Source organism: Terriglobales bacterium, from assembly GCA_035651655.1.
GTDB lineage: Bacteria > Acidobacteriota > Terriglobia > Terriglobales > Acidobacteriaceae > DASRFG01.
Genome location: DASRFG010000025.1, coordinates 43,037 through 66,185 on the forward strand (window position 1 = coordinate 43,037; position 23,149 = coordinate 66,185).

Sequence of the window (23,149 nt, forward strand, 5' to 3'; positions counted from 1 at the left end):
ACAGGAGAGCGATTCTATGAAGAAACTGCTGCTGGTTTTGCTGGTCATGTCAGTGGTGTGTTGTCTGGTGGTAGTGGCGGTGGCGAAGGACGCCGACAAGGCTTCAACTGTGAAGGGCTGGGTCAGTGACTCCAAGTGCGGCGCCAAAGGGGCGGCTGCTGGGCACGAAAATTGCGGGAACAAATGCGTCGGCAACGGCGAAAAGACGGTGTTCGTCACCGACAAAGATCACAAGGTCCTGAACGTGGATAATGCTGACACTTTAAAAGACCACATGGGTCATCATGTGGCAGTGAAGGGTTCGGTGGAAAACGACACTCTTCATGTGGACAGCGTCAAGATGCTGGCCATGAAGGGCGACAAGAAAGCAGGCGAGATGAAGGATATGCACTGAGTAGTTGGCGGTTCGAATGAATGTTCAGTTCCGAGGCAGCCTGCGGGCTGCCTTTTTATTTAGGTCGCGCCCGGCGCGGCGCCCTCTATTTCAGATTGCGTGGGGCAGCCGCCCTCGGCTGCCCGGGCGAGCTTGGCTCGCCAGGAACTCAGCTCTAGCTGAGGTCATAATAGAATCACACTGTGACCAAATCGCAATTCCACCGAATTACCAAAGCTTTGGCCGATCCCATGCGGTACCAGATCCTCTCCCGTATCGCCGCCCAGGATGAGCTCGCGTGCATGAACCTGCGCTGCGATTTGCCCATCAGTGCCGCCACGCTCTCCTACCATCTTAAGGAATTGAGCCGGGCGGGGTTGATTAACCTACGGAAGACTTCGAAGTTTATGCACATGAAAGTGCGGAAAAAGGTCTGGAACGACTACCTCGCCACCCTCTCCAAACTTTAGTTTTCCACAACCGGCTGAATCCTTTTCTTCCCGCGCTCATCAGTTAGACAGTCATCGAACTATAGGCAACGAGCTCGATGCAGGAGGACGTATGGGTAAGCTCACAGGAAAAGTTGTGGTCGTAACCGGGGCCTCGAAGGGAATTGGCGCAGCCATCGCGGCAAAGCTGGGTTCTGAAGGCGCCAACGTGGTGGTGAATTACTCCACGGACAAAGCCGGCGCAGAAAAAGTTGTCAAAGCTGTTGAAGCCAATGGCGGCAAGGCAGTGGCTGTCCAGGCCGATGTCTCCAAACAGGACCAGGTAAAAAAGCTCTTTCAGGAGACCAAGAAGGCGTACGGAACGGTTGATGTCCTGGTGAACAATGCCGGCATTTATGATTTGAAACCTCTGGAGGCCATAGACGAGCAGCATTTCCGCAAGCATTTTGACACCAACGTGCTTGGGCTTTTGCTGGCCACGCAAGAGGCTGCGGCGATTATCGGCGACAAAGGCGGCTCCATTATCAACATCAGTTCCATAGTCTCCAAAACTCCACCTGCAGGCGCTTCTGTGTATAGCGCGACCAAAGGAGCCGTGGATGTGATCACTCGTTCCTTAGCTCAAGAGCTCGGGCCGCGCAAGATTCGTGTGAACACTCTAGCTCCCGGCGCCACCGACACTGAAGGCGTTCGGACCATGCTAAGTCAAAATCACAACACGGATTTCCAGGACTATGTCGTGAGTCGCACTCCACTCGGCCGCATGGGTACATCGGAGGACATTGCCAGCGCGGCACTTTTCCTGGCCTCTGAAGACTCGGGCTGGATCACAGGGGAGGAGCTGTTGGTTGGCGGGGGGCTGCGCTTGTAATCCAGCTAGGCGTATTTTTTATAGACGTGGATGATCGCACAGGGGCTAAAGCCCACATTGATAGGGCGCTATCCGCACGGACCACGTTGATGCCAGCGGCAGAGTCGCTTCCTAACGCGGCTCTGGCGTTGAGGCGTGAGTCCCCACTATCGCGCCACGCCTTCCAGCGGCGAGCTTGCGGTGGCATACAGCTTTTTGGTCATCCTGCCGGCGAGATAGGCCGTTCGTCCGGCAATCACGGCATTTTTCATGGCTTCAGCCATCAGCACCGGCTCCTGAGCGTTGGCGATGCCAGAATTCATCAGCACGGCATCGGCGCCCAGTTCCATGCCTATGGCCGCGTCGGACGCGGTTCCCACACCGGCGTCAACAATCAGCGGAACACCGGTAATCATTTCGCGAAGGATGCGAATGTTGGCCTGGTTCTGGATTCCCATGCCGCTGCCGATAGGTGCGCCAAGGGGCATGACCGCGGCCGCGCCTGCATCAATCAGCCGCTTCGCAACCACAATGTCATCTGAGGTGTAGGGAAGAACGGTAAAGCCTTCCTTTACCAGGACGCGAGTCGCCTCGAGCGTCGCCTGCACGTCGGGATAGAGGGTGCGCTCGTCGCCGATCACCTCCAGCTTTACCCAGTCTGAAAGGCCTACTTCGCGCGCCAGGCGCGCGGCCCGAATGGCCTCGTCGGCGCTGTAGCACCCGGCAGTGTTGGGCAGCAGAAAGTATTTTTCCGCGTCAATGTAGTCGAGCAGCGATTCCTTGCTGCGGTCCAGATTCACCCGGCGCACGGCTACCGTCACCATCTCCGCGCCACTGGCCTCGATGGCCCGCGCAGTTTCCTGGAATGACTTGTATTTTCCGGTGCCGACGATAAGCCGCGAGTGAAATTGCCGTCCGGCGATGACTAAGGCGTCCATGGGGGTATTGTAAGGGTAGGTTGGCGCTCAATTCCATAGAGCAGCCGGGTGAGCTAATGAGGCTTGGCCGAAGGCTTCGCGTCCACGGGCTTGGTATCCACTTGGACCGCCGATTTCTTGTCTGATTTTTTGGTATCCACCCAGACCGTAGTCGGCCCCGCGCCAGGGCCTGGGATCTGGATGGTCAGGGTTTCTTCAGTTCCGCCACTTAGGTTGGTGCGGACAATATCAATTGTCTTTTGCGCGGGCTGAAGGCCAAAGCTCGGATTTCCTAAATTGCGCTGCTCAACCTGTTCTTCGGTCTTCTGCTCGCCGTTGGCACCCAGCTGAGTTACGGTTGAGACACGCTGCTCGAGCCGCAAGCTGCCATCCGCCGCTGTCCCCGGGATGTTGCTCGAATATTTCTCTACTTTTTGCTTCTTCTCGCCAGCGGCCGCGTCCGATTTTGTGACCGTTCGCTCTACCACCGCCAGATTGCCATTGCCGTCCGGCCGCGAGACCCGTTCCTCTTTTGTGGTGTGCTTACCACCTTCGCTCTTGTCTTCTATGATCGTGCCTTCACGAATCTCATGCACTTGCCAGTTTCCGTCGCCGGCTTGCAACAAAGTTGATTTACGAAATTCGATGGTGTTGTCGTTCTTGCGGGTCTCGCGTTCTTGCGTCTTCACCGTGGGCGAAAAGCCGCCGTTAACGTCCGGAGAGGATACCGTCGTATTGGTCTCGCGCACGTCGCGGCTCACCTGCTTCGTCTCCCGATTCTCGCGAGTCACTACCTGCAGCCGATCCTGTAAATCCAGATTCGACGTGGTTCGAAATACCTTTTCATCGCCACCGGGTAGGCTGCGCGATTCTTCCTCGATTACGCGGATCAGCTTTCTCTCGCCCGTTGGGCCTCGGGCGAACACGCGCTCCACGGTCCGGGTGGTGCTGGCGTCCACTTTCGTGGACTCTTTTTCCGTATCGTAATAGGGGTGGTAGTGCCCTTCAGAATCACGGCCTTCTACTGTTTCTTTGTCAATAGTGCGTCCATTAATGAGGGTGTGGCTTTCCGTAGTGCGGGTCGGGTACAGGTCTCCAGAAACATTCTGTTGCTCGCGGGTGGCATGCCAGGACTTGGTGTCGTCACTTTGCGGGTCGGAAGGGGTTTGTGCCCGTGTGGTAACGGCAGAAAGGCACACCATTGCCGCTACCGCAGCCAGCAACGCCGATTTGCGGAGACCAGTGCCCATGAGCTTCAATAAATGCTACACCAGTTAGCGGCAACCGGCGGCCTTCTTTTGCGGCAGAGAGGCCTCAAGACCTGGCTTCCAAAGCTGCCACCGCCGGCTCGGCATACATCTCCTCGATCTGACGACGGTAGAGTTCCTCAATGCGGTGACGGCGCTGCTTCATGCTGGGTGTGAGGGTTCCATCGGCAATTGAGAACTCATTCGGCAGCAGCAAAAATTTCTTGAGCTGCTCGTAACGGGCGAGTCGGCGGTTTAAGTCTGCCACAATTCCTTCGTAAAGCGCGCGTACTTTGGGGTTCGCGACCAGTTCTTCCCGCGATGAAAAAGCTATGCCGTTAGCGCCTGCCCAATCCTCCAAAATCGAAAACTGCGGGACAATTACGACCGAGGGAAATTTCCGCCGGTCGCCCAGCACGACTGCAGCTCCTACCATCGGATTCAATATCAACGCCTTCTCTATGGGCTGGGGCGCGATGAACTTTCCGCCGGAGGTCTTAAGCAGGTCTTTCTTGCGGTCGGTTACCCTGAGAAACCCTTCATTATCGAGCGCCCCAATGTCGCCCGTCTTGAACCAGCCGTCCACAAAGGCGTTGCGCGTCTCTTCCGGTAGGTTCCAGTAGCCCTTAAAAACCGATGGCCCGCGGACGAGAATCTCCCCATCCTCGGCAATCTTTACTTCCACATTCTCCAGCGGCTTGCCCACCGTTCCCAGCTTGTGCGCCTGGGGATTGTTCAGTGCCATGATGGGGGACGTCTCAGTGAGGCCGTAGCCTTCGTCAATGCGAATGCCGAGGTCCGCAAACCACTCCCCGAGATCGCGGCCCAGCGGAGCACCACCCGAGAAAAAAATCCGACCGCGTCCGCCCATTCCTTTTCGTACTTGGGAATAAAGCAGAATATTCGCCAGCCTCCAGCTCAGCGACGACGGCCGGCGGTCATTCAGTGTCTGGTCGCGATGCGCGTGTCCAACCTTTATTCCCCAGTTATAGATCGCTCGCTTCAACCCGCTGCGGGTCTTCTGCTGCACTTGGGCATAGATCTTCTCGTACACCCGCGGAACGGCAACAAACATTGTCGGCCTGACCTCCAGCAGGGTTGCGGGCAACTGATCAAGGAACGAGCAGTACGCAATGGTGATGCCATGATAGAAGCAGGAATAGTCCACGTGGCGCGCAGTTACGTGCGCTAGCGGCAAGAACGAGACATAAACGTCTTCCTCGGTGAAGGGGAATGAGCGCAACGAATACTCCACGTTCGAAGCCAGGTTGCCGTGCGTCAGCATCGCCCCTTTTGGTGTCCCGGTTGTGCCCGACGTGTAGATAATGGTGGCCAGGTCATCGGGCCCGATGCTCGCGGCTCGCTCATTGAGTTTGCCATCACGCTCGTGCGGCCCAGCGCTCATCAGGAGATGCATGGACGCGGCATCTGTCCCACCGACATCATCCATGATCACGGCTTTTCGTACCTGGGTCTTATCTTTGATGGACAGAAACTTCTTCAGCTGGTCCGCCGTAGACACGAAGATAACGCTCACGCCAGCGTCATTCAGGAGCTGCGCCGTCTGCTCCGAGGTCAAGGTGCAGTAGATCGGCACCACCACTCCGCCCAGCAGCAGGGTGGCAAAATCCGCCACCGCCCATTCCACTCGATTTTCGCTCAGGATGGCGACCCGGTCGCCCTTACCTATTCCCTCGTCCTGCAGTGCGCGCGCCACTCCCGCCACCGCACGGTAGAACTCGCTGGATGAAATCGGGGTCCACTTTCCGGCTTGCTTGGAAAGCATGGCGTGGCCGGATTGCCGCTCCACTACCCGGTAGAAAATAGCGTTGACCGTGTTCAGACTCATTCCGGGGCCTGTATTTTCCGTATTTTGCGGCGAGCGTTGGATGAAAACTGTATGGAGAAGACTTTACTGTTAGAACGGTGTCTTCGGCAACCGCAACTCCGGTCACCGCAGTAACCATCGTTGACTGCCGTTTCTTAAAAGATTAAGCTCGGCGCTTGAAGGACTTGCCTATGAAAAAACAGCTTCTGATAATGATGGGCTGCATTTTGGCCACCGCTTTTATGCAGCCGCAGTTCTCAGCCCAGCTGCTCGCTGCTCAAAAGAAGGCCAACACGAAACCAGAGAAAGACCCGCCGCTCAGGCTGAAAGTTGGAGACTCCGCCCCTGACTTCACCTTGCTGAGCTTCGACGGCAAGGACCTGAAGAAAGTGTCGTTGCACGAGTTCCGGGGCAAGAAAAATGTGGCCTTGGCATTTTATGTTTTTGCATTTACCGGCGGTTGAGCCAAGGAAATGAAGGCTTTCCAGCAGAATATTGGCAAGCTGGAAGCCGCCGACACCCAGGTTCTGGGTGTGAGTATGGACAGCCCCTTCTCGAATTTTGCTTTCGCCCAACAAACCGGCGTCAATTTTCCCCTCTTGGGAGACTGGGGTGGGGAAGTCACCCGCAAGTACGGCCTCGCCAAGAAAGAGGACGTTGACGGTGTTTCCATGGAAACCGCCCGGCGAGCCACCTTCCTCATAGACAAGTCGGGCAAGATCATCAACGAGCAGGTGGATAGAGAGGCCGTCGATCCGAGCAAGACCGTCGAGGCGTGCGAGCGCCACGGTCACAAGAACTGAGAGTTAGTTCTGCCAGTGGTCAGTACTGAGCCCAGGGAAGCACCTGGTGTTAACCTCGTGCTCCTTCCTGGCTTTGGTGGTGAATCGCCGGTTCAAACACCGCCTTCATCTTCTCGAACGGAATGTTTCGCCCGCAAAGAAGCGGCACCACCTTCTTTCCCGAGTAAGCCGACTTCCGCTTCAGCAATGCCGCAACCGCCACACCGGCGGCCCCCTCTACCATCCAGCGCTCGTGGCGCAAGATCAGGTGCATGGCATCCACAATTTCGCGCTCCGAGACCAACACAAAATCGTCAATCAACTCGCGGCAAAGGTCTACTGTGATCGCGCCATCCTCCACACCGCCCGCAGTGCTATCAGAAATCGTCGGCTGCTCGGGAAAATCAATCACCCGTCCGGCCTTGATGCACTCATACATCACCCGTGAATTTTCGGGCCAGCATCCCACGACCTTCACTCCCGGTTTTACCGACTTCAGATAGCTGGCCATTCCCGAAATCAGGCCACCGCCACCCACTGCGACAAACACCACGTCCACGGAATCAAGCTGCCGATAGATTTCTACCCCCAAGGTGCCTTGTCCGGCAATCACTTGCGGGTCGTTGTATGGCGAGATGAAGACTTGGCCGGTCTGTCGTGAGATCTCACGCGCATGATTCTCGGCGTCTACCGGATTATCGCCGTAGAATTCCGCCTTCCCACCAAAGGACTTGATCAGAGCGACCTTATCGGGGGAGGCGCCACCCTTCATGTAAATGGTGGGAGTCAGACCGCGTTTTTGTGCGGCGTAGGAGACTGCCATGCCGTGGTTTCCCGTGGAAGCCGCAACAATGCCTGCCTTCAGTTGCTCAGGGGAGAGCGAGAAAACCTTGTTCATCGCACCCCGCAATTTGAACGATCCCGTGTGCTGCAGGTGCTCTAATTTGAGGTAAACCTCGCAGTTCGCGGCGTCGCTCAAATAGGCCGAAGGTTCGAGTGGAGTTTCCCGAATGTGTGGGCGGATCAACTTCTCAGCCTGTAAGACGGCTCTTACCAGATGGGAAGAGCTACCGCTGGGATTAGTCTGCGCGACCGCCATGCCGAAAGTGTAATAGATTTCACACCGCTTGTAGGGTTCGCCTAGCCAGTCAGCGCGCCGAGATCCGGCCCGGTACGACCCACCTTCCGAGGGGCTGCATAGTTTCTGTTGGCAGAATCGCGAAATTGCCCTAAGCTGTTAGGGAACATGGCAATAGGGGTTTCCGCCGGTCAGAAAAATCTTGACATTCCGAGCTGCAAAGGCGTAAATCCAGCGGGACTGTTGCAAGGGCGCAGGTGAATTCTCGGTTGCCCTCTAAGCGATTAGGAAATTTCCCTTGATGAGCCATCCGGCATGGATGCGAGTCAACGACAATGGCCAAATTAGGTGTAGGGGTGGTTGGGGCCGGGCGCATGGGAAGATGCCATGCTGAGAACCTGCGTTCCCGCATCCCAGAAGCGAAACTGATTGCGGTTGCCGACGTGGATCTGGAGGCTGCGCGTCGTCTGGCCGCGGACCTTGAGATTGAGCACTCCTATCCCAGCGTCGAGGCCTTGGTAGAACGCAAAGATATCGACGCGGTGGTTATCGCCTCGCCGTCAAAGTTTCACTTGGCTGCGGTCGAGACCGCCGCTGCAGCTCGCAAGCACATCCTGTGCGAAAAACCGCTGGCCATGACCCTGGAAGGGGTTGATGCCGCCATAGCTGCCGCCCGCAAAAGCCACATTGTTCTGCAGGTCGGGTTCATGCGCCGCTACGATCCCGCTTACAGTGAGGCCCATCGCCGGATCGAAGCGGGAGAGATCGGAACACCCATCATCTTTAAGGCAATTGGCCGCGATCGCGAACCGCCCCCACTCAGTTTTTATAAGTCGGGCAGCGGCACGTTGTTTCTGGATTCCACCATCCATGAGTTCGACCTCGCGCGATGGTTGATGCGCGATGAGGTGCTGGAAGTGCATGCCTTTGGCGGGATGCTGGCCAATCCTGAGATCGCCAAGCTGGGTGAACTGGACGCGGGAATCGTGAATCTGCGGTTTGAGGGCGGCGCCATCGGCAACGTCGAATCGTTCCGGCAGAGCCGCTACGGATACGACATTTTTACAGAAGTGGTGGGATCAAAAGCCACCCTCCGCATCGGCTATCTGCGCCAGACCGCTCTCAGCGTGTTGACCGCGGATGGAGTGAGCCACGACGTTGTGGACCACTTCCTGGTGCGGTTCGCCGACGCCTACTTGAACGAGGTGCGTGATTTCGTACAACGGATTTTGGCGGAGAAGCCGGCGAGCGTAACCGGAGAGGACGCGCGCAAGGCCCTGGCAATTGCATTGGCAGCCGATGCTTCTCAGCGACAGTCGCGTTCGGTGTTAGTGCCACCGCAGATGCAGACGGAGATGGCGAATTCCAGATAAAACTTATGACGATTCGGGCAGCTAGCGCACCGGTGAGCTGGGGGATTATGGAATCCGTACCACTTCCACCTGAATACCCCTACACACGTGTGCTGGACGAAATCGCACAAGCCGGCTATGCCGGGACCGAGCTCGGCCCCTTTGGTTTTTTGCCCAGCGACCCTTCCGCCTTGCAGAAAGAATTAGAGCGCCGAAAATTGACCCTGTGCTCGGCATTCATTGCCTTCGAGTTGGCGAACGCCGAAGCTCTCAAGCCAGGTCTTGAGCAAGTAGAGCGAACCGCGAAACTCTTGAATGACCTGGCGTGCCATCTTCTGATTCTTTCCGATGAGATTACCGCCGAACGCTCGGCGGTCGCCGGACGCGCTTCGAAGACGCAGCAGCACTCCTACACCGAGAAAGATTGGCGTCAAGCGAAACATGCCATCACTGAGGTGCTGAATATATGCGGCAAGTTCGGTTTGCGTCTCGCTTTCCACCATCACGCCGGCACTCATATAGAGACGCCTGAAGAAATTGAGCACCTGTTCTCTTTATTTGCTCCGAACGATCTGGGCTTGTGTCTCGACACCGGGCACTGTGTTTTCGGCGGCGGGGACCCGGTCGCGGTGCTGGCTCGCTACCTGGACCGCCTGCGCTGTCTGCACTTGAAAGACATTGACAAGAAACGCCTGGAAGAAGCCCGCGACAAGCGCCTGGACTTTTACGCTGCCGTTCGACGGGGAGTATTTGCTCCTTTGGGAAAAGGTGTCGTGGACTTTCCCGGCATCTTGCAGGCTATCGGCAAAAACGGGTTTGATGGCTGGGTTGTGGTTGAGCAAGACGTGCTTGCTGGTGGACGCAATGCCACTGCGCCCTTGGATAATGCAGTTGCCGGACGGACCTTTCTAAAAAAACTAGGAGTTTGAAAATTGATGATGAGTTTTCTCCAAACGGCTGCAGTGCTGGCTCAACCCGAAACATTTAACCCGGAGAAGTCGCTGCCGCTCAGCCTGTTCGACCAGATCACCGAAATTCGCGTGCATCATCCCGAGATTGTTGAACGCGAGGCCCGGCGCCGCAAACGGCGTTCGCGGTTGACCGCTGATGGAAAACTGGCCCTGGTGGCGGCAGACCATGCGGGACGCGGCGTCACCAAAATTCGCAATGATCAACTTGCCATGGGTGACCGTTACCAGTTGCTGGCCCGGGTTCGCCGCCTGCTGGAGGACCCAGGCCTGGACGGCATTCTTGCTACTAGTGACCTGATTGACGACCTGCTCATCCTTTCCCATTTGGAGCGCGATAAAAAGGGCGGCGGATTCCTTGATGGCCGCGTACTGGTGGGCAGTATGAACCGAGGTGGCCTTTCCGGTACGGCGTTTGAAATGGACGATACCTTCACCGGCATGACCGCTGAAGGTATCGCCCGACTGCGCTGCGATGGCGGGAAAATGCTGTACCGCCTGGATCCTCAGGATCCGGCTTCGGGCCGAACCATCCAGGCTTGCGCCGAAGCCGTGAATGCACTGCGCCGCCATAAACTTCCCGCCTTTGTCGAAGCGCTTGAGGTTAAACGCGGGGCAGATGGCTATCACACCATTCAGGACGCTGCCGCTTTGGTGCGGCATTGCGGAATTGCAGCCGCACTGGGCGAATCGTCCGCTCACGTTTGGTTGAAGCTCCCGTACGTGGAGAACTTCGCACGCGTTTGCCGTTCCACAACCTTGCCCATCCTTCTTCTTGGCGGACCAGCCCGCGAAAGCCCAGTCGAGACCCTCAGAGACTTCGCTGCGGGACTCAGTTCCAGCCCCCGCGTCCGTGGAGCGGTGATTGGGCGCAATCTACTTTTTCCCCAGGACCGTGATCCGCTGCCGATGTGCCGCGCACTTACGGCACTGATTCATCGCGGCATCAGCTTCGACCAGGCAGTGCAGCTGCTGGAGAGCAACGTTCCTGTACTGGTTGCTCCCCGATCCAACGGCAGTGCGTCCCGCCGGAGGCGGCAACAATGACCCCACCTCCTTTGGACGTCTGTGTTCTAGGTCGCATAGGCTATGACCTTTATGCGATCGAACATAACCGTCCTTTGGGTGAGGTCGAACACTTCTCGCGTCATTTAGGTGGTTCCAGCGCCAACACCGCAGTGGGACTGGCGCGGCTGGGATTGCGGGTCGCCATCATCAGCGCGATCGGTAAAGATTTGCTGGCCAGCTACCTGCTCGACTTTCTAAAACGGGAGAAGATAAATACCAGCTGTGTGCGTCTGGTCGAGGGTTACAACACCTCTCTTTGTTTGAGCGAAGTTTCTCCGCCTCACAACTTTTCCCAGGTGTTCTATCGCAGCAATCCCGCCGACATGCAGGTGGTGGTGGGTGATGCCGAGCGGGAGCAAATCAAGAGGGCCGGTATGTTTGTGACGAACGGAACAACCCTGGCGGCTTCTCCCTCACGCGAATCCGCGATGGAAGCTTTGAAGACCGCTCGCTCCGCCGGGCTGCGCACAGTGTTTGATGTGGACTACCGCGCCAACTCCTGGCCTTCTCCGGAAGCCGCCGGTCGGCTTGCGCATACTGTTCTGCCATTAGCGGACGTGGTTTTTGCCAACGAAGAGGAACTGGCAATCCTCACCGGCAAAACAGACTGCAAATCGCAGGTCGCCGCGGTCTTGGATTCCGGCGTGAACTTGTTGATCCGCAAACTGGGGCCAAGAGGAGTAGAAGCGCACACACATACCGAGTTTTTTTCGGCCGGTCCTTTCCCCATGCCGGTCACGTGCGCCATCGGCGGAGGGGACGGCTTCGCCAGCGGCTTTCTATACGCGCTTTACAAGGGACACCCGCTGGCCGAGTGTTTGCGTTATGGAAATGCCGCAGCGGCTGTGGTTGTCAGCCGGGTTAGCTGCTCGGACGCCATGCCTCGGCTGGACGAGTTGGAAGAAGTCATGAACAGCGCGGCGGGAACGGCTGCGGTTTAGCTTTCAGGGAGAGTGTGATGAAAGGCAAGCCTCGCAAGAAAAGGCTTCACAAAGCGATCAATATCTATGATGTTGCCCGCCACGCGCGCGTGTCGGTGTTCACGGTCTCGGCCGTAGTCAACAACAACGGCCAGGTAAGTGCAACCCTCCGCCGCCGGGTTGAGGCCGCCGTTCAGAAGCTGAATTACCGTCCCAACCTCCTGGCTCGCGGTCTCGCCAAGCGCCAGACTTTCAGCATAGGAATTGTGTTACGCGACATCGTTAACCCATTTTTCCCGCTGCTGGTGCGAGGGGCCGAAGATGCCGCGCAGAAGGCGGGATACAGTGTGCTGCTTTGTAATAGCGATGACCAGCGCGACAAAGAAGAGCAGTATCTGGAACTATTGCTCTCAAAACGGGTGGACGGAATTTTGCTTAACAAAGCTCCTGGTCACCTAAGCGCGTCTTTGCAAAAATTGCTGGCGGATTCCAAGGTCCCGGTTGTGCTCTTAATGCGTACCTCCTCAGACCTTAAGAGTGACGCCGTTGTCACGGACGACGAAAAGGGAGCCTTTGAAGCGGTTTCCCATCTGGCCCGTATCGGGCATCGCAGGATCGCGCTGGTAAGTGGTCCCTTGAACGTCAGCAACGGCAAGGCGCGCTGGCACGGTTTTCGCAAAGCACTCGAGATGCATGGATTGCAATATGAGCCCGAGTTGGTGGTCGAAGGCGACTATCACATCGAGTCCGGTTACCGTGCCGGCATAGCGTTGCTCCCACGCCAGCCCAATGCCATATTTGTCGCTAATTACCTGATGACGGTTGGCGTTATGAAGGCGGCGGAGGAAATAGGTTTGAGCTGTCCCGCGGATTTCGGGCTGGCGAGTTTCGACGATTATCCCTGGCTCAGTTGTTTTCGGCCGCGATTGACTACTGTGGAGCTTCCCAAATACGAGATCGGCGCCGCCGCCGTGCAGATGCTGCTGGACCGCATTTCTGGCAAACATACCCGCTTTGTCGAGCTTAAATTGCCGCCCGAGTTGCGGGTCAGGGAATCCTGTGGATTCATGCTCAGGAAGCGAACTTCGGTGAACGAGCCGGTCGCAATGATTGACAAGGTTTTCGCCGCTAAGGCGGTTTCGGAATAGCAGAGGACTCGAATATGACCCGAAGACTTACGATGGCGCAAGCCCTCATCGAATTCCTGAAGCAGCAGTACGTGGAGCGTGACGGCAAAGAGAATCGCTTCTTCGCCGGCTGCTTTGGAATCTTTGGCCATGGCAATATCGCCGGCATCGGCGAGGCGCTGCAGGAGAATCCCGACTTCCCGTACTACCTCTGCCGTAACGAACAGGCCATGGTGCACACCTCCGCCGCCTTTGCAAAGATGAGCAATCGCCTGCGGACCCTCGCCTGTACCAGCTCCATCGGCCCGGGCGCTACTAACATGATTACCGGCGCCGCAGTTGCCACCATCAATCGCGTACCAGTGCTCTTGCTGCCCGGGGACATTTTTGCGCGCCGTAACGTAGCCCCTGTGTTGCAGCAACTCGAGTCTTCGTCGTCGCAGGACATTTCGGTCAACGATTGCTTCAAGCCAGTGTCCCGCTACTGGGACCGCATTCAGCGTCCCGAACAAATTCTTACTGCTTTACCAGAAGCCATGCGTGTTTTGACGTCGCAGGCTGATACCGGCGCGGTCACCCTCGCGCTGCCGCAAGACGTTCAGGCAGAAGCCTTCGACTATCCGGCAGAGTTCTTTGAGAAGCGCGTTTGGACTATTGCGCGCCCGCGGGCAGACGCCGACATTCTTCGCACCGCCATCGAATGGATCCGTTCCGCACAGCAACCGCTGATCGTGGCCGGCGGAGGTGTGATCTATTCCGATGCCACCGAAGTGCTCGCGCGTTTTGCCGACCGCACTGGCATTCCCGTGAGCGAGACCCAGGCAGGGAAGGGCTCTCTTGCGTACAATCATCCTCAATCGCTTGGGGCAATCGGCGTTACGGGGACGCCCGGCGCAAATATTCTGGCGCGCGAAGCCGACCTGATCATCGGCGTCGGTACTCGCTACTCCGACTTCACTACTGCCTCCAAAACTGCGTTCCAAAACCCGGAAGTACGCTTCATCAACATCAACATTACGGAATTCGACGCCTACAAGCATTCCGCTCTGCCGGTTGTCTCCGATGCCCGCGCCACCCTGGACGAACTGGAAGCCGCGCTCGACGATTACTCCGTGGACGAGCGCTATGCGCGCCGCATTGCGCGCTATCGTGAGGAGTGGGACCAACAAGTCGAGCGCATTTACACCGAGCCCAGCGGTTTGCCCATCGGCCAGGGCGAGGTTATTGGCGCCGTCAACAGCTTCAGCGGCCCGCGCGATGTGGTGGTCTGTGCGGCCGGAAGTTTGCCTGGCGACCTGCATAAGCTGTGGCGCACCCGCGATCCCAAGGGCTATCACCTGGAGTACGGCTATTCCTGCATGGGATATGAAATTGCCGGTGGGCTGGGCGTCAAAATGGCCGATCCCGACCGCGAAGTTTACGTGCTGGTCGGCGATGGCTCTTACCTGATGATGTCGCAGGAGATCGTCACCTCCCTCCAGGAGGGATACAAATTAAACATTGTTGTGCTCGATAACCACGGCTTCAGCAGCATCGGAGGACTAAGCCGTGCGTGTGGCAGTAGCGGTTTTGGGACGGAGTATCGTTATCGCCGCAACGGCGGCCTGAATGGCGACGTGATCAAGCTCGATCTGGCAGCCAATGCCGCCAGTCTTGGGGCGCGCGTGGTGCGGGCAAACACCCGACAGGAGTTGCAGGAAGCGCTCAAGCAGGCGAAGAACAACGACCGCACCTCGGTCGTGGTCATCGAGACTGACATCAACAAGCGCGTTCCCGGTTTCGAATCCTGGTGGGATGTGCCGATCGCAGAGACTTCGAAGATAGAAAATGTTCGGGCTGCCCAGAGCCTCTATGCTGAGGCGAAGCGCAAGGAACGCTACTTTTTTCCACAGGACAATGAGTCCCAGGTGCAGACCGCTTCGGCACCAAGCCGGACCAAACGGGAAAGATCATGAAGCTGGAAGACTTCCTGGTTCATTCGCAACCATCCGCCCATGGGAATGGTGATTTGCTCAGCCTGCCACGCCAACAAGCAAAGTGGCAGTGGATGAGCTTTTTCGTTCACCGGCTGGCTCCGGCAGGTGAATGGAGCCTGCGCACCGAGAAGGAAGAAGCCGCCATCGTAATTCTGGGTGGCAAATGCGTTGCCGACTGGGGTCAGGGGCAACAGCGGATCGGGCAGCGCAAAAATGTATTTGACGGCCTTCCGTATGCGGTTTACCTGCCAGCAGGAAATCACCTGCAGCTGAAGGCTGAAACGGCATGCGAATTTGCCGAATGCCGCGTGCCCTCAACGGCGAAACTGCAACCACGTTTAATCACTCCCAAGGATGTCAACACCAGTCTTCGCGGGGGCAGCAATGCCTCTCGCCAAATCGTAGACGTGATGCCGCCGGAGTTTCCCGCGGATAAACTCATGCTGGTGGAGGTCTATACCCCGAGCGGAAACTGGTCCAGCTTCCCGCCGCACAAGCATGACGTACACAACCCCCCGGCCGAAGTTGACCTCGACGAAATTTACTACTATCGCATCGATCGCCCGGAGGGCTACGCTCACCAGCGCCTCTACACGCGGGACGGGACGCGCGATCTCACGGTCACTGCCCGGGATGGCGATGTGGTCCTGGTTCGGGACGGTTTTCATCCTGTAGTCGCCGGCCATGGATACAACGTCTATTACCTGAATTGCCTGGCGGGGAGCGCTCGCCAGCTCTCCAATACAGAAGATCCCGATCACGTCTGGGTGCGCTCTACCTGGAAGCAGATGGACCCGCGGGTTCCCTTGGTCAAAGCACCGGGCGCCTGAACTGAAGGAGACAAGCGTGACTGATCCAGCAAAAGGAAGCTCCGCGCCCGTCCGCACCGGCAGCATTGTCAGCACCATAATCGGCGACATTCATTTCTGGATTCCACTGATTGTTCTGATTGCAGGTCTGTTCTTTTTGCATCAGCTCCACTGAAGGACACCGAGGAGGACACTTGGACTCTGCTGCCACCGCTGCTGCCGTTCAACATCCGATGCAGGCAAGCCGTCTGCGGAGCCTGCAGGCTCTCGGCATCTTCTGTGGGTTCGCCGCCGGAGCTTGGCTGGGCGGCGCCGAAGCTCCTATCAAGATGGCACAGGCCAGCCTCTCGCCCATCACTATTTCTCTCATCATGGTAGCGGGCGTGTTCCTGGCGCGCTGGAGTGTCCCCGCCTTCGTTCGCGGAACGGACTCCATCCGCAAGGATGTGGGTCAAGCGCCTCATCTCATTATTTGGGCGGTGCTCGCGGGTTGTATGTGGGCGGTGGCGAACACCCTGACCATCTATGCGATCCGCGATGTCGGTCTGAGCATCGCGTTTCCCTTGTGGAACACCAACAGCTTACTCGGCATCTTCTGGGGTTTTCTGCTGTTCAATGAACTTCGCCAAGCGGGATGGAGTCGGTGGCTGGGCGTGATGGGTGGAGCAGTCGTGATGTTCGGCGGAGCTACTCTACTGGCCTTTGCTTCCTCCAGTCAGGCCGCCGCGGGAAGGGCTACAGTGGGCGTCATCGCAGCTCTCGGCGCTGGAGTGCTGTGGGGAACCATGTATATTCCCTACCGCAAAGCGTATTTGACTGGGATGAATCCGCTCTCCTTCATTACCTTTTTTACGGTCGGCGAACTGGGCACCATGCTGGTGCTGGCGCTTGGCTACAAAGGCGCTGCTCCGCTTTGGCATGAGCTCGTTACGGCTCGCGATGTGCTCTTCTGGCTGATGCTGGGAGGCTTCGTGTGGGTAATTGGAGATTTATTCCAGCAGTATGCCGCTAAATACGTGGGCATCAGTCGCGGGGTTCCCCTCTCCAACACCAACCAGCTCTGGGGAATGTTGTGGGGCATTCTGGTGTTTCATGAGCTGCATGGCAGCGCGCACAAGGTTTATGTGCAGGTAATCGGCGGATGCATTCTGATGGCGCTGGGCGCGGTAGCGATCGCCTTATCCTCCGCTACTGGCAAGGAGCATTCACGCTGGCGGGATGCCGCGGAGCGCGAAGGCAAGAAGTACGGGATTCAGGACGGCTACGTGCGCGCCAGCATGGAAGGCAAAGAATTCGAAGCCGGGGAGAGCCGTCGAACCGTCCTCGACTGGGTTCTCGTCGGCGTGGTGAGCGTCGTGTTCTTGGCCCTTGCCTCCATGGCGCGTCTCCCCCGCATGGATATCAATTGGGGTTGGGCGCTCGCCGTCTCAGTCGCCATGCTGATCTTGCTGGCCGGCTGTACGCTTGCTCTCTGGCGCACTACCCGGTTCTGCTAAATCAGGTTCTGCTAAACCAGGTTCTGCTAAATCGTCACCTCACCAAACCCGGCATTGCGTGGCGTGCACCATCGGTTGACCCTGCTTGCACCCAAACGCCTGCTGAAATTCAGGCGAGTTCGACATCGGCCAATTTACCCGGAACCGATCTAACGAGTGCGGATTGGTAATCACCTGGTTGCGCGCTGCTTCAGGACGCACATCCGAACACCAGCTGAAGGCGTTGGCTAGAAAGAACCGTTGCCGAGGTGTCAGTCCGTCTGCCTCGGCACTGTCGAGAGACTTACCCATCGACTTATATTTGTCCTCCAAGGCCAGCATCGCCAGGTGCAAGCCGCCGTTATCAGCGGTATCTTCGCCGGCGGTCAGTTTGCCATTCTGCTTCACGCCATATTCGGGGATATCTTGCGTGTATTGGTCCACAATGCACTTGTCTTTTTCGTCGTAGCGCTTGCTGTCTTCGGGGGTCCACCAGTCGCGCAGATTGCCTCGAGCGTCGAATTTGCGGCCCTGATCGTCGAAGCCGTGGATGGCCTCATGGCCGATCACCATCCCAATGGCACCGTAGTTTGAGGCGTCGTCCTGGTCCCCGCCAAAAAATGGAAGCTGCAAAATACCAGCAGGGAAGTTGATGGTGTTCATCTGCGGGTCTTCATAGGCGTTGATGGTTGAAGGAGTCATGGTCCATTCAGTACGGTCCACCGGCTTGCCGATTTTGCTGATTTGACGGTGCTCCTCGAACCCGGTAGCCGCATTCACGTTCGAGAGATAGTTATCGGCGACAACTTTCACCGAACTATAGTCGCGCCACTTATCCGGATAGCCGATCTTCTGCAGGGTGGCTTCTTGCTTAATCAGAGCTTGCTTCTTGGTCTGATCGCTCATCCAATCCAGATCGTTGATTTCGCTCACCAGCGCCTGGCGGATCCTGCCTACCAGCTCGTTGGCGCGCTGCTTGCTCTCAGCAGGAAAAGCAATGTTCACGTAGGCCTGGCCGAGGGCTTCGCCCAGGTACCGGTCGGCCGATCCCACACAGCGCCGCCACCGCGGCAGCATCTGTGGGGTGCCCGATAGCGCGGTGCCAAAGTATTCAAAATTAGTCCCTTCAAAGTCGTTTCCCAGATACGGTGCCGCGCGGTGCACCATCCACCACCGCAGATAAGCACGCCAGTCTTCCACCGAGCGGGTCTTGATCTGCTGCTCAACCGCAGTCAGGAAACCTGGAGTGCTCACGATGTAGAAGGGGACACTGGGTGTGCCCATCAGCTTCAAATATTCGTCCCAACCAAAATCCGGCACTGCGGTCTTGAGCTCTTGCAAGCTGCGCTTGTTGTAGATCTTCTCTGGATTGCGCCGGGTGACGTTATCCATGGAAGCTTTGGCGAAAGCGGTCTCGATCTCCAGGACCGTTTTCGCGTCCGCGGTTGCACGGTCCGAGGGTTCTCCGGCAAGTACCAGCAGCTTCTGAACATGCTGTATATATTTGTCGCGCAACGACTTCATCTGTGGCGACCCATCCAGGTAATAGTCAATCGAGGGTAGCGCCATCCCGCCCTGATCCACCCCTGCAACCATCAAGGAGGCATCTTTCAGGTCCTGTGCCGGGCCGAAGCCGAAAATAGGCGCCTTAGTGCCATTGTCGTCCTCATTCCACATTGCCCAGCTCGCAGGAAAATTCCTGTGCAAGTAGGCGAGCACGCGCGGCAGGTCCTTCTTGGATTTCAGCGAGGCAATTTGGCCTAGGTGCGGCTGCAGCCACGTCTTTCCCTTGGCGTTGCGTCCGGACTCATCCATGCAGCTCTGCCAGTAATCACCGATCTGGCGCTCGCTCCCGGTCGCCTGCTTGTTAGCAGCAGCTGCCTCCAGCGCATTGCGCAGGATGGTCTGGTTGTACAGGAATAATGGCAGCTCGGTGCTGCTCACCGGCATGTCCGACGAAATCGGATGCGCCGCCACCCACTTGGAGCACGTGTACTGGTAGAAATCTGTGCATGGATCCTTGCTGGCATCCAGCAGCGAACGATCAAACTTCTCCAGCTTAGGGAGCTCTGCTGCGCCATTAGTCTTCGCCACAGCAGCATTGTCCGAACCGGTTCCCGCACCTTGCGATAACGCGGCGCCTGCGAAGCAAAAAATCAAGATAACGACTGTCAAATACCTGCGCATGTTCACCTCTGGCAAAAAGAACTTACACTGTAATCCGTGCTTGACGCAAAATCTTCGGCCCTGAATACCAGCGGCCTGTCACAACAAAATGTTATTTTCGTAAGGGAGTTCCAAATGTGAATACGGTCCTGGAGCACGGCCTTCAATTGCGAATCGCCCTGTGGAAATATTGGTCCAAAACTAAACAAAAACACAGCTTATAGTGCTTCTGGTGTATTGCATACTAGCCGTGCAATTGACATAAAATAAACCGGTTTTACGCGCCGTAGCCCTAAATTGTTTGTGTTCCGCTGAGAGTCTTCGAGCATCACGTATTTCGGAGGTATCTCGCCATGGCTTCCCCCGCCAAGTTTCGCATTGATGTTGCCATTCATGATCTCCTGATGAACTCAACTCCCACTCCGCCGTCGCCAGCCGCGGCGAAAGGAATGAGGCTTCCGGATCCGGTCTTTCCGCGATTCCCGGAGCGACTGAGTGATCCCGGCCCCGATACTCCTCCTGAGCGGCGCACATGGGACGCAAAACGAATCTATGGCGCTGCTCGTGGGTGGTTATTGCCCTATGTGCGGTCGCGGGTGTTGCCCGGGGACTTCCACCCGATTACTTCGTACCTCTTTCTCGAGTACAAGTGCAACCTGGATTGCTGGTATTGCTGGGCATTCGACAACAAAGTGAAAGGCATGACCGAAGATGTGGCGCGCCGCTCCATTGATTGGCTCCATGATCATGGCTGCCGCGTTCTTGCGTTGATGGGTGGGGAGCCTCTGCTGCGACCGCAATTCGCCCACAAGGTTGTTTACTACGCGGCAAAGAAGGGCTTCTGGGTGTATATCGGGACAAATGGCCGCCTACTCCGTCCCGATGTCACCGATCGCTTAGGCGACGCCGGGGTTGCGGTTTTCAACTTCGCCATGGACTCATGGGACCTTAAACCCAGCCTCCCGAAGGCCCTTGTTCCGGCGCAAAAGAACCTCGAGTACGTGCTGCGCAAGCAATATGTCTATGAGTACCTGGTGTTCTTTAATATGAACATCTGTCGCAATAACACCGAAGACATACGCATGCTCACGGAATACGCCCACGACCACCGAGTAGCCACCGACTACCACATCAACGAGACCCCGATGCTCGAACAGGATGATCATTTCAAGCATCTTTCCGACAATCCCACCTACATCCGTCCGGAGGACTGGCGCGACATAGATGCTCTGGTGGATTGGCTAATCGAGAAAAACAAGTCCGGCTACCAGATGGTGAACTCCGTGCAGCGACTTCAGGAAATCAAGGCCTTCATGCGCATGTCTTCCGGCGTTGACTTAGAAAAGTATGGCTGGAATGGCGACGGCAGCAACAGTAATGGCCATGGCAAACAAGTGCTTGCTTCCATGCCGGGCATCGTGCAAGACGCCGACGGTGAGCTGCATTTCGCGGAGTGGAACTGCCGTGCCGGCCAGAACAACGTGATCATCCGCACTGACGGCACAGTCGCGCCTTGCTTTCCCATGTATGCCTCCACCTTCGACTGGGGAAACATTGACCGGCCGAAGTTCGATCGCGGTCAGCTGACCGACATGAAAAGCACCTGCCAGCGGCACTGTTTTTCTACGCTGAATCATAATCTGGCGTACTGCTACAACGATGCTCGTGTCATTAAATGGCTTTGGAAGCAAGCCAAGAACGGTTTCCAGGATGGAGCCCGCAGCTTCGACGACTAACGGTATTGCTGTCATCAGCCAGCCCTGAATTATCATCAGGCATGGCTGATGATGCGATATCCAGCAGAGAAACCTCGGCCAGACGTGGTCAGTTCCTGGAATACTTCACGCTTGCCTGGAACAGTGTTGAAGGGTTGATAGCAGTCACGGCAGGTGCGCTCGCCGGCAGCATATCCCTGATCGGGTTCGGAATTGACAGCTTCATCGAAGTGACTTCGGGTGTTGTGCTGCTGTGGCGCATGTCCGTGGACGCGGATGAAGAACGGCGCGAACACAATGAACGTCTCGCCTTGCGCAGTGTCGGTGTTTGCTTCCTTGTGCTGGCGGTTTACATCGCCTATGAATCTACCCGCGACCTCTTAGGCCGACGTGCTGCCGAGCACAGTATCGCTGGTATTGTTCTGGCCTGTATTTCTCTTCTAATCATGCCCTTGCTCGCCCGCGCTAAGCGACAGGTCGGCACCTCTCTTAACAGCCTAGCCATGCGCGCAGACGCCAAGCAGGCTGAATTCTGCGCCTATCTCTCGGCGATTCTTCTCGTGGGTTTGGTGCTCAACGCCGCTTTCGGATTGTGGTGGGCAGACCCTCTTGGCGGATTGCTGATGGTCCCGCTAATTGCGCGCGAAGGTGTTCAAGGCCTCAAGGCCCAAACGTGCTGTTCTGGTTAAATGCTGGGCTCATAGCTCACCCAGCAATTGGGCATGCCGTTACCCTAGTTATCTAACCCTTTCCTCCCCGACTACCTAAAATCCCTGCGGGTACAGGCTCGTTTCATGTTCAAACGCCTCTTATTTTTCGGGACGCTTCTGGCGCTGGCCGCCGCACTACCGTCATCGGCGCAAAGCGCTGCCGACTGGCAGAGCCGCGTTCGTGAGCGTGTCGAAAAGCACGATCTAACCGCTGCTGCTGGGATTGTGGATCAGCGTCTCAAAGACGCTCCCCACGATCTTGAGGCCGTAGGGTGGCGCGCACGATTGCACGCCTGGAACGGCGATTGGCACGCCGCCGAATCCGAATACAAGCTGGTGCTTCAGAGTTCGCCGGATGACGTGGAAATCCTGATTGGCCTTTCAGACGTTCTGGCATGGCAGCAGCGTTCCGCGGAGGCGCTGCCGTTACTCAATCACGCTTGTTCTTTGGAGCCTTCAAACCCTGACGTTCTCGTTCACCGCGCTCGCGTGTTGCGGTCACTAGGGCGGCCGTCCGAAGCTCGACAAGACTTTCGCGCCGCATTGCGATTGGATCAGCAGAATAAAGATGCTGCCACAGGTCTGGCTAGCCTAAGCTCAGAACTACGCCACGAGCTGCGCATAGGTAACGACACCGACTTCTTCAATTACACGGACACGGCGCAGGCACAGACGGTTAGTCTGCGTTCTCAGTGGACATCTCGTTGGGCGACTAGCTTCTCCGGCAGTTCGTATCAGCGTTATGGCGAGGATGCTGGCAAGTTCATGGTCAGCGTTACGCGCCGGCTTCCCGGCGCCAACGCGCTCACTGTAGGCGGCGCCATCGCTCATGACCAGACGGTGATACCGCGCTGCGAAGCCTTTTTCGACTTCGGCCACGGCTGGAAACTGGGAAGGAATTCGATGATTCGTGCGGTTGAAACCAGCTATGGCCAGCACTGGTACTGGTTTTCCGGCGCTCGCGTATTGGTGTTTTCGCCCACAGCGATGCTGTACCTTCCGGGGAACACTACCTGGTCATTCGCCGTTTCTCCGGCCCGGTCTCATTTTTCAAATAGCGCCGCTGGCTGGCAGGTGTCCGGTGCGTCGCGCTTCAGTTTTCCCCTCCAGTCGCGGCTTACCGCGAATCTCTTCTACGCCGTGGGCAGCGAGAATTTCGCCCAGGCGGACCAGATCGGTCGCTTTGCCGCACGTACCATCGGCGGCGGTAGCCGTTTGCAGCTCACCAGCCATCAGGACATCACGGGCTTCGTAGCCAGCCAGGACCGTTCCCAGGCGCGCTCCGCCATCAGCATCGGATTCAGCTACGGAATTCGTTTCTAGCGGCAAAGTTACCTCC

The 23,149-nt window shown here is 57.1% G+C and carries 22 protein-coding genes; 17 read left to right on the plus strand and 5 right to left on the minus strand.

Annotated features, from left to right (window positions below; genetic code table 11):
- Nucleotides 1-16 precede the first annotated feature (16 nt).
- The 3 genes from VFA76_12310 to VFA76_12320 all read left to right on the plus strand — a co-directional run bounded on the left by VFA76_12310 (nt 17) and on the right by VFA76_12320 (nt 1,693).
- Complete coding sequence (locus VFA76_12310) at nt 17-394, plus strand: hypothetical protein (GenBank protein HZR32621.1); 378 nt, start codon at nt 17-19, stop codon at nt 392-394.
- A gap of 182 nt (nt 395-576) precedes the next feature.
- Nucleotides 577-843 carry a helix-turn-helix domain-containing protein gene (locus VFA76_12315; protein ID HZR32622.1) on the plus strand — a complete coding sequence of 89 codons (267 nt, stop codon included), beginning with the start codon at nt 577-579 and terminating at the stop codon, nt 841-843.
- Nucleotides 844-934: 91 nt separating this feature from the next.
- The gene (locus tag VFA76_12320) at nt 935-1,693 is read left to right on the plus strand and encodes a glucose 1-dehydrogenase (GenBank protein HZR32623.1); all 759 of its coding nucleotides are present in this window, start codon (nt 935-937) and stop codon (nt 1,691-1,693) included.
- Between the two features lie 146 nt (nt 1,694-1,839).
- Here VFA76_12320 and VFA76_12325 read toward each other — a convergent pair whose 3' ends face one another.
- From VFA76_12325 to VFA76_12335, 3 genes are all read right to left on the minus strand, one after another.
- Complete coding sequence (locus tag VFA76_12325) at nt 1,840-2,610, minus strand: thiazole synthase (GenBank protein HZR32624.1); 771 nt, start codon at nt 2,608-2,610, stop codon at nt 1,840-1,842.
- 53 nt (nt 2,611-2,663) lie between these two features.
- The gene (locus VFA76_12330) at nt 2,664-3,839 is read right to left on the minus strand and encodes a hypothetical protein (GenBank protein HZR32625.1); all 1,176 of its coding nucleotides are present in this window, start codon (nt 3,837-3,839) and stop codon (nt 2,664-2,666) included.
- A gap of 64 nt (nt 3,840-3,903) precedes the next feature.
- Nucleotides 3,904-5,685 carry a long-chain fatty acid--CoA ligase gene (locus tag VFA76_12335; protein ID HZR32626.1) on the minus strand — a complete coding sequence of 594 codons (1,782 nt, stop codon included), beginning with the start codon at nt 5,683-5,685 and terminating at the stop codon, nt 3,904-3,906.
- 170 nt (nt 5,686-5,855) lie between these two features.
- Here VFA76_12335 and VFA76_12340 point away from each other — a divergent pair, with 170 nt between their 5' ends.
- Complete coding sequence (locus tag VFA76_12340) at nt 5,856-6,128, plus strand: hypothetical protein (GenBank protein ID HZR32627.1); 273 nt, start codon at nt 5,856-5,858, stop codon at nt 6,126-6,128.
- A gap of 9 nt (nt 6,129-6,137) precedes the next feature.
- Nucleotides 6,138-6,467 (plus strand): redoxin domain-containing protein, encoded by a 330-nt coding sequence (locus VFA76_12345; protein HZR32628.1) that lies wholly within the window; start codon nt 6,138-6,140, stop codon nt 6,465-6,467.
- A 49-nt stretch (nt 6,468-6,516) separates the two neighbouring features.
- Here VFA76_12345 and VFA76_12350 read toward each other — a convergent pair whose 3' ends face one another.
- Nucleotides 6,517-7,545 carry a threonine/serine dehydratase gene (locus VFA76_12350; GenBank protein ID HZR32629.1) on the minus strand — a complete coding sequence of 343 codons (1,029 nt, stop codon included), beginning with the start codon at nt 7,543-7,545 and terminating at the stop codon, nt 6,517-6,519.
- Nucleotides 7,546-7,859: 314 nt separating this feature from the next.
- Here VFA76_12350 and VFA76_12355 point away from each other — a divergent pair, with 314 nt between their 5' ends.
- Genes VFA76_12355 through VFA76_12395 form a run of 9 tightly spaced genes read left to right on the plus strand, consistent with a single transcriptional unit; the run spans nt 7,860 to nt 17,240 of the window.
- Entirely contained in the window at nt 7,860-8,897 is a 1,038-nt protein-coding gene (locus VFA76_12355) for a Gfo/Idh/MocA family oxidoreductase (protein ID HZR32630.1), read from the plus strand.
- A 47-nt stretch (nt 8,898-8,944) separates the two neighbouring features.
- Nucleotides 8,945-9,805 carry a TIM barrel protein gene (locus VFA76_12360; protein HZR32631.1) on the plus strand — a complete coding sequence of 287 codons (861 nt, stop codon included), beginning with the start codon at nt 8,945-8,947 and terminating at the stop codon, nt 9,803-9,805.
- 6 nt (nt 9,806-9,811) lie between these two features.
- Complete coding sequence (locus VFA76_12365; GenBank protein HZR32632.1) at nt 9,812-10,891, plus strand: deoxyribose-phosphate aldolase; 1,080 nt, start codon at nt 9,812-9,814, stop codon at nt 10,889-10,891.
- Nucleotides 10,888-11,853, plus strand: coding sequence for a 5-dehydro-2-deoxygluconokinase (gene iolC, locus VFA76_12370; GenBank protein ID HZR32633.1), 966 nt, complete (start codon nt 10,888-10,890; stop codon nt 11,851-11,853). Before VFA76_12365 ends, iolC begins: the two co-directional genes overlap by 4 nt.
- Before the next feature lie 17 nt (nt 11,854-11,870).
- Nucleotides 11,871-12,980 carry a LacI family DNA-binding transcriptional regulator gene (locus tag VFA76_12375; GenBank protein HZR32634.1) on the plus strand — a complete coding sequence of 370 codons (1,110 nt, stop codon included), beginning with the start codon at nt 11,871-11,873 and terminating at the stop codon, nt 12,978-12,980.
- Nucleotides 12,981-12,994: 14 nt separating this feature from the next.
- Nucleotides 12,995-14,914: a 3D-(3,5/4)-trihydroxycyclohexane-1,2-dione acylhydrolase (decyclizing) gene (gene iolD, locus VFA76_12380; GenBank protein ID HZR32635.1), complete on the plus strand. Its 1,920-nt coding sequence runs from the start codon at nt 12,995-12,997 to the stop codon at nt 14,912-14,914.
- Nucleotides 14,911-15,765 carry a 5-deoxy-glucuronate isomerase gene (iolB, locus tag VFA76_12385; GenBank protein ID HZR32636.1) on the plus strand — a complete coding sequence of 285 codons (855 nt, stop codon included), beginning with the start codon at nt 14,911-14,913 and terminating at the stop codon, nt 15,763-15,765. The genes iolD and iolB overlap by 4 nt, the downstream gene beginning before the upstream one ends.
- Before the next feature lie 16 nt (nt 15,766-15,781).
- Nucleotides 15,782-15,919 carry a translocated intimin receptor Tir gene (locus VFA76_12390; protein HZR32637.1) on the plus strand — a complete coding sequence of 46 codons (138 nt, stop codon included), beginning with the start codon at nt 15,782-15,784 and terminating at the stop codon, nt 15,917-15,919.
- 19 nt (nt 15,920-15,938) lie between these two features.
- On the plus strand, nt 15,939-17,240 hold the full coding sequence (locus VFA76_12395; protein HZR32638.1) for a GRP family sugar transporter: 1,302 nt from the start codon (nt 15,939-15,941) through the stop codon (nt 17,238-17,240).
- Between the two features lie 39 nt (nt 17,241-17,279).
- On the opposite strand, the gene VFA76_12400 is transcribed toward VFA76_12395, so the two are convergent.
- The gene (locus VFA76_12400; GenBank protein ID HZR32639.1) at nt 17,280-19,406 is read right to left on the minus strand and encodes a M13 family metallopeptidase; all 2,127 of its coding nucleotides are present in this window, start codon (nt 19,404-19,406) and stop codon (nt 17,280-17,282) included.
- A gap of 332 nt (nt 19,407-19,738) precedes the next feature.
- Here VFA76_12400 and VFA76_12405 point away from each other — a divergent pair, with 332 nt between their 5' ends.
- The 3 genes from VFA76_12405 to VFA76_12415 all read left to right on the plus strand — a co-directional run bounded on the left by VFA76_12405 (nt 19,739) and on the right by VFA76_12415 (nt 23,133).
- On the plus strand, nt 19,739-21,121 hold the full coding sequence (locus tag VFA76_12405) for a radical SAM protein (protein ID HZR32640.1): 1,383 nt from the start codon (nt 19,739-19,741) through the stop codon (nt 21,119-21,121).
- Nucleotides 21,122-21,126: 5 nt separating this feature from the next.
- Nucleotides 21,127-21,789, plus strand: coding sequence for a cation transporter (locus VFA76_12410; GenBank protein ID HZR32641.1), 663 nt, complete (start codon nt 21,127-21,129; stop codon nt 21,787-21,789).
- A gap of 105 nt (nt 21,790-21,894) precedes the next feature.
- Nucleotides 21,895-23,133, plus strand: a complete 1,239-nt coding sequence (locus VFA76_12415; protein HZR32642.1) for a tetratricopeptide repeat protein — start codon at nt 21,895-21,897, stop codon at nt 23,131-23,133.
- The last annotated feature ends 16 nt before the right edge of the window (nt 23,134-23,149 follow it).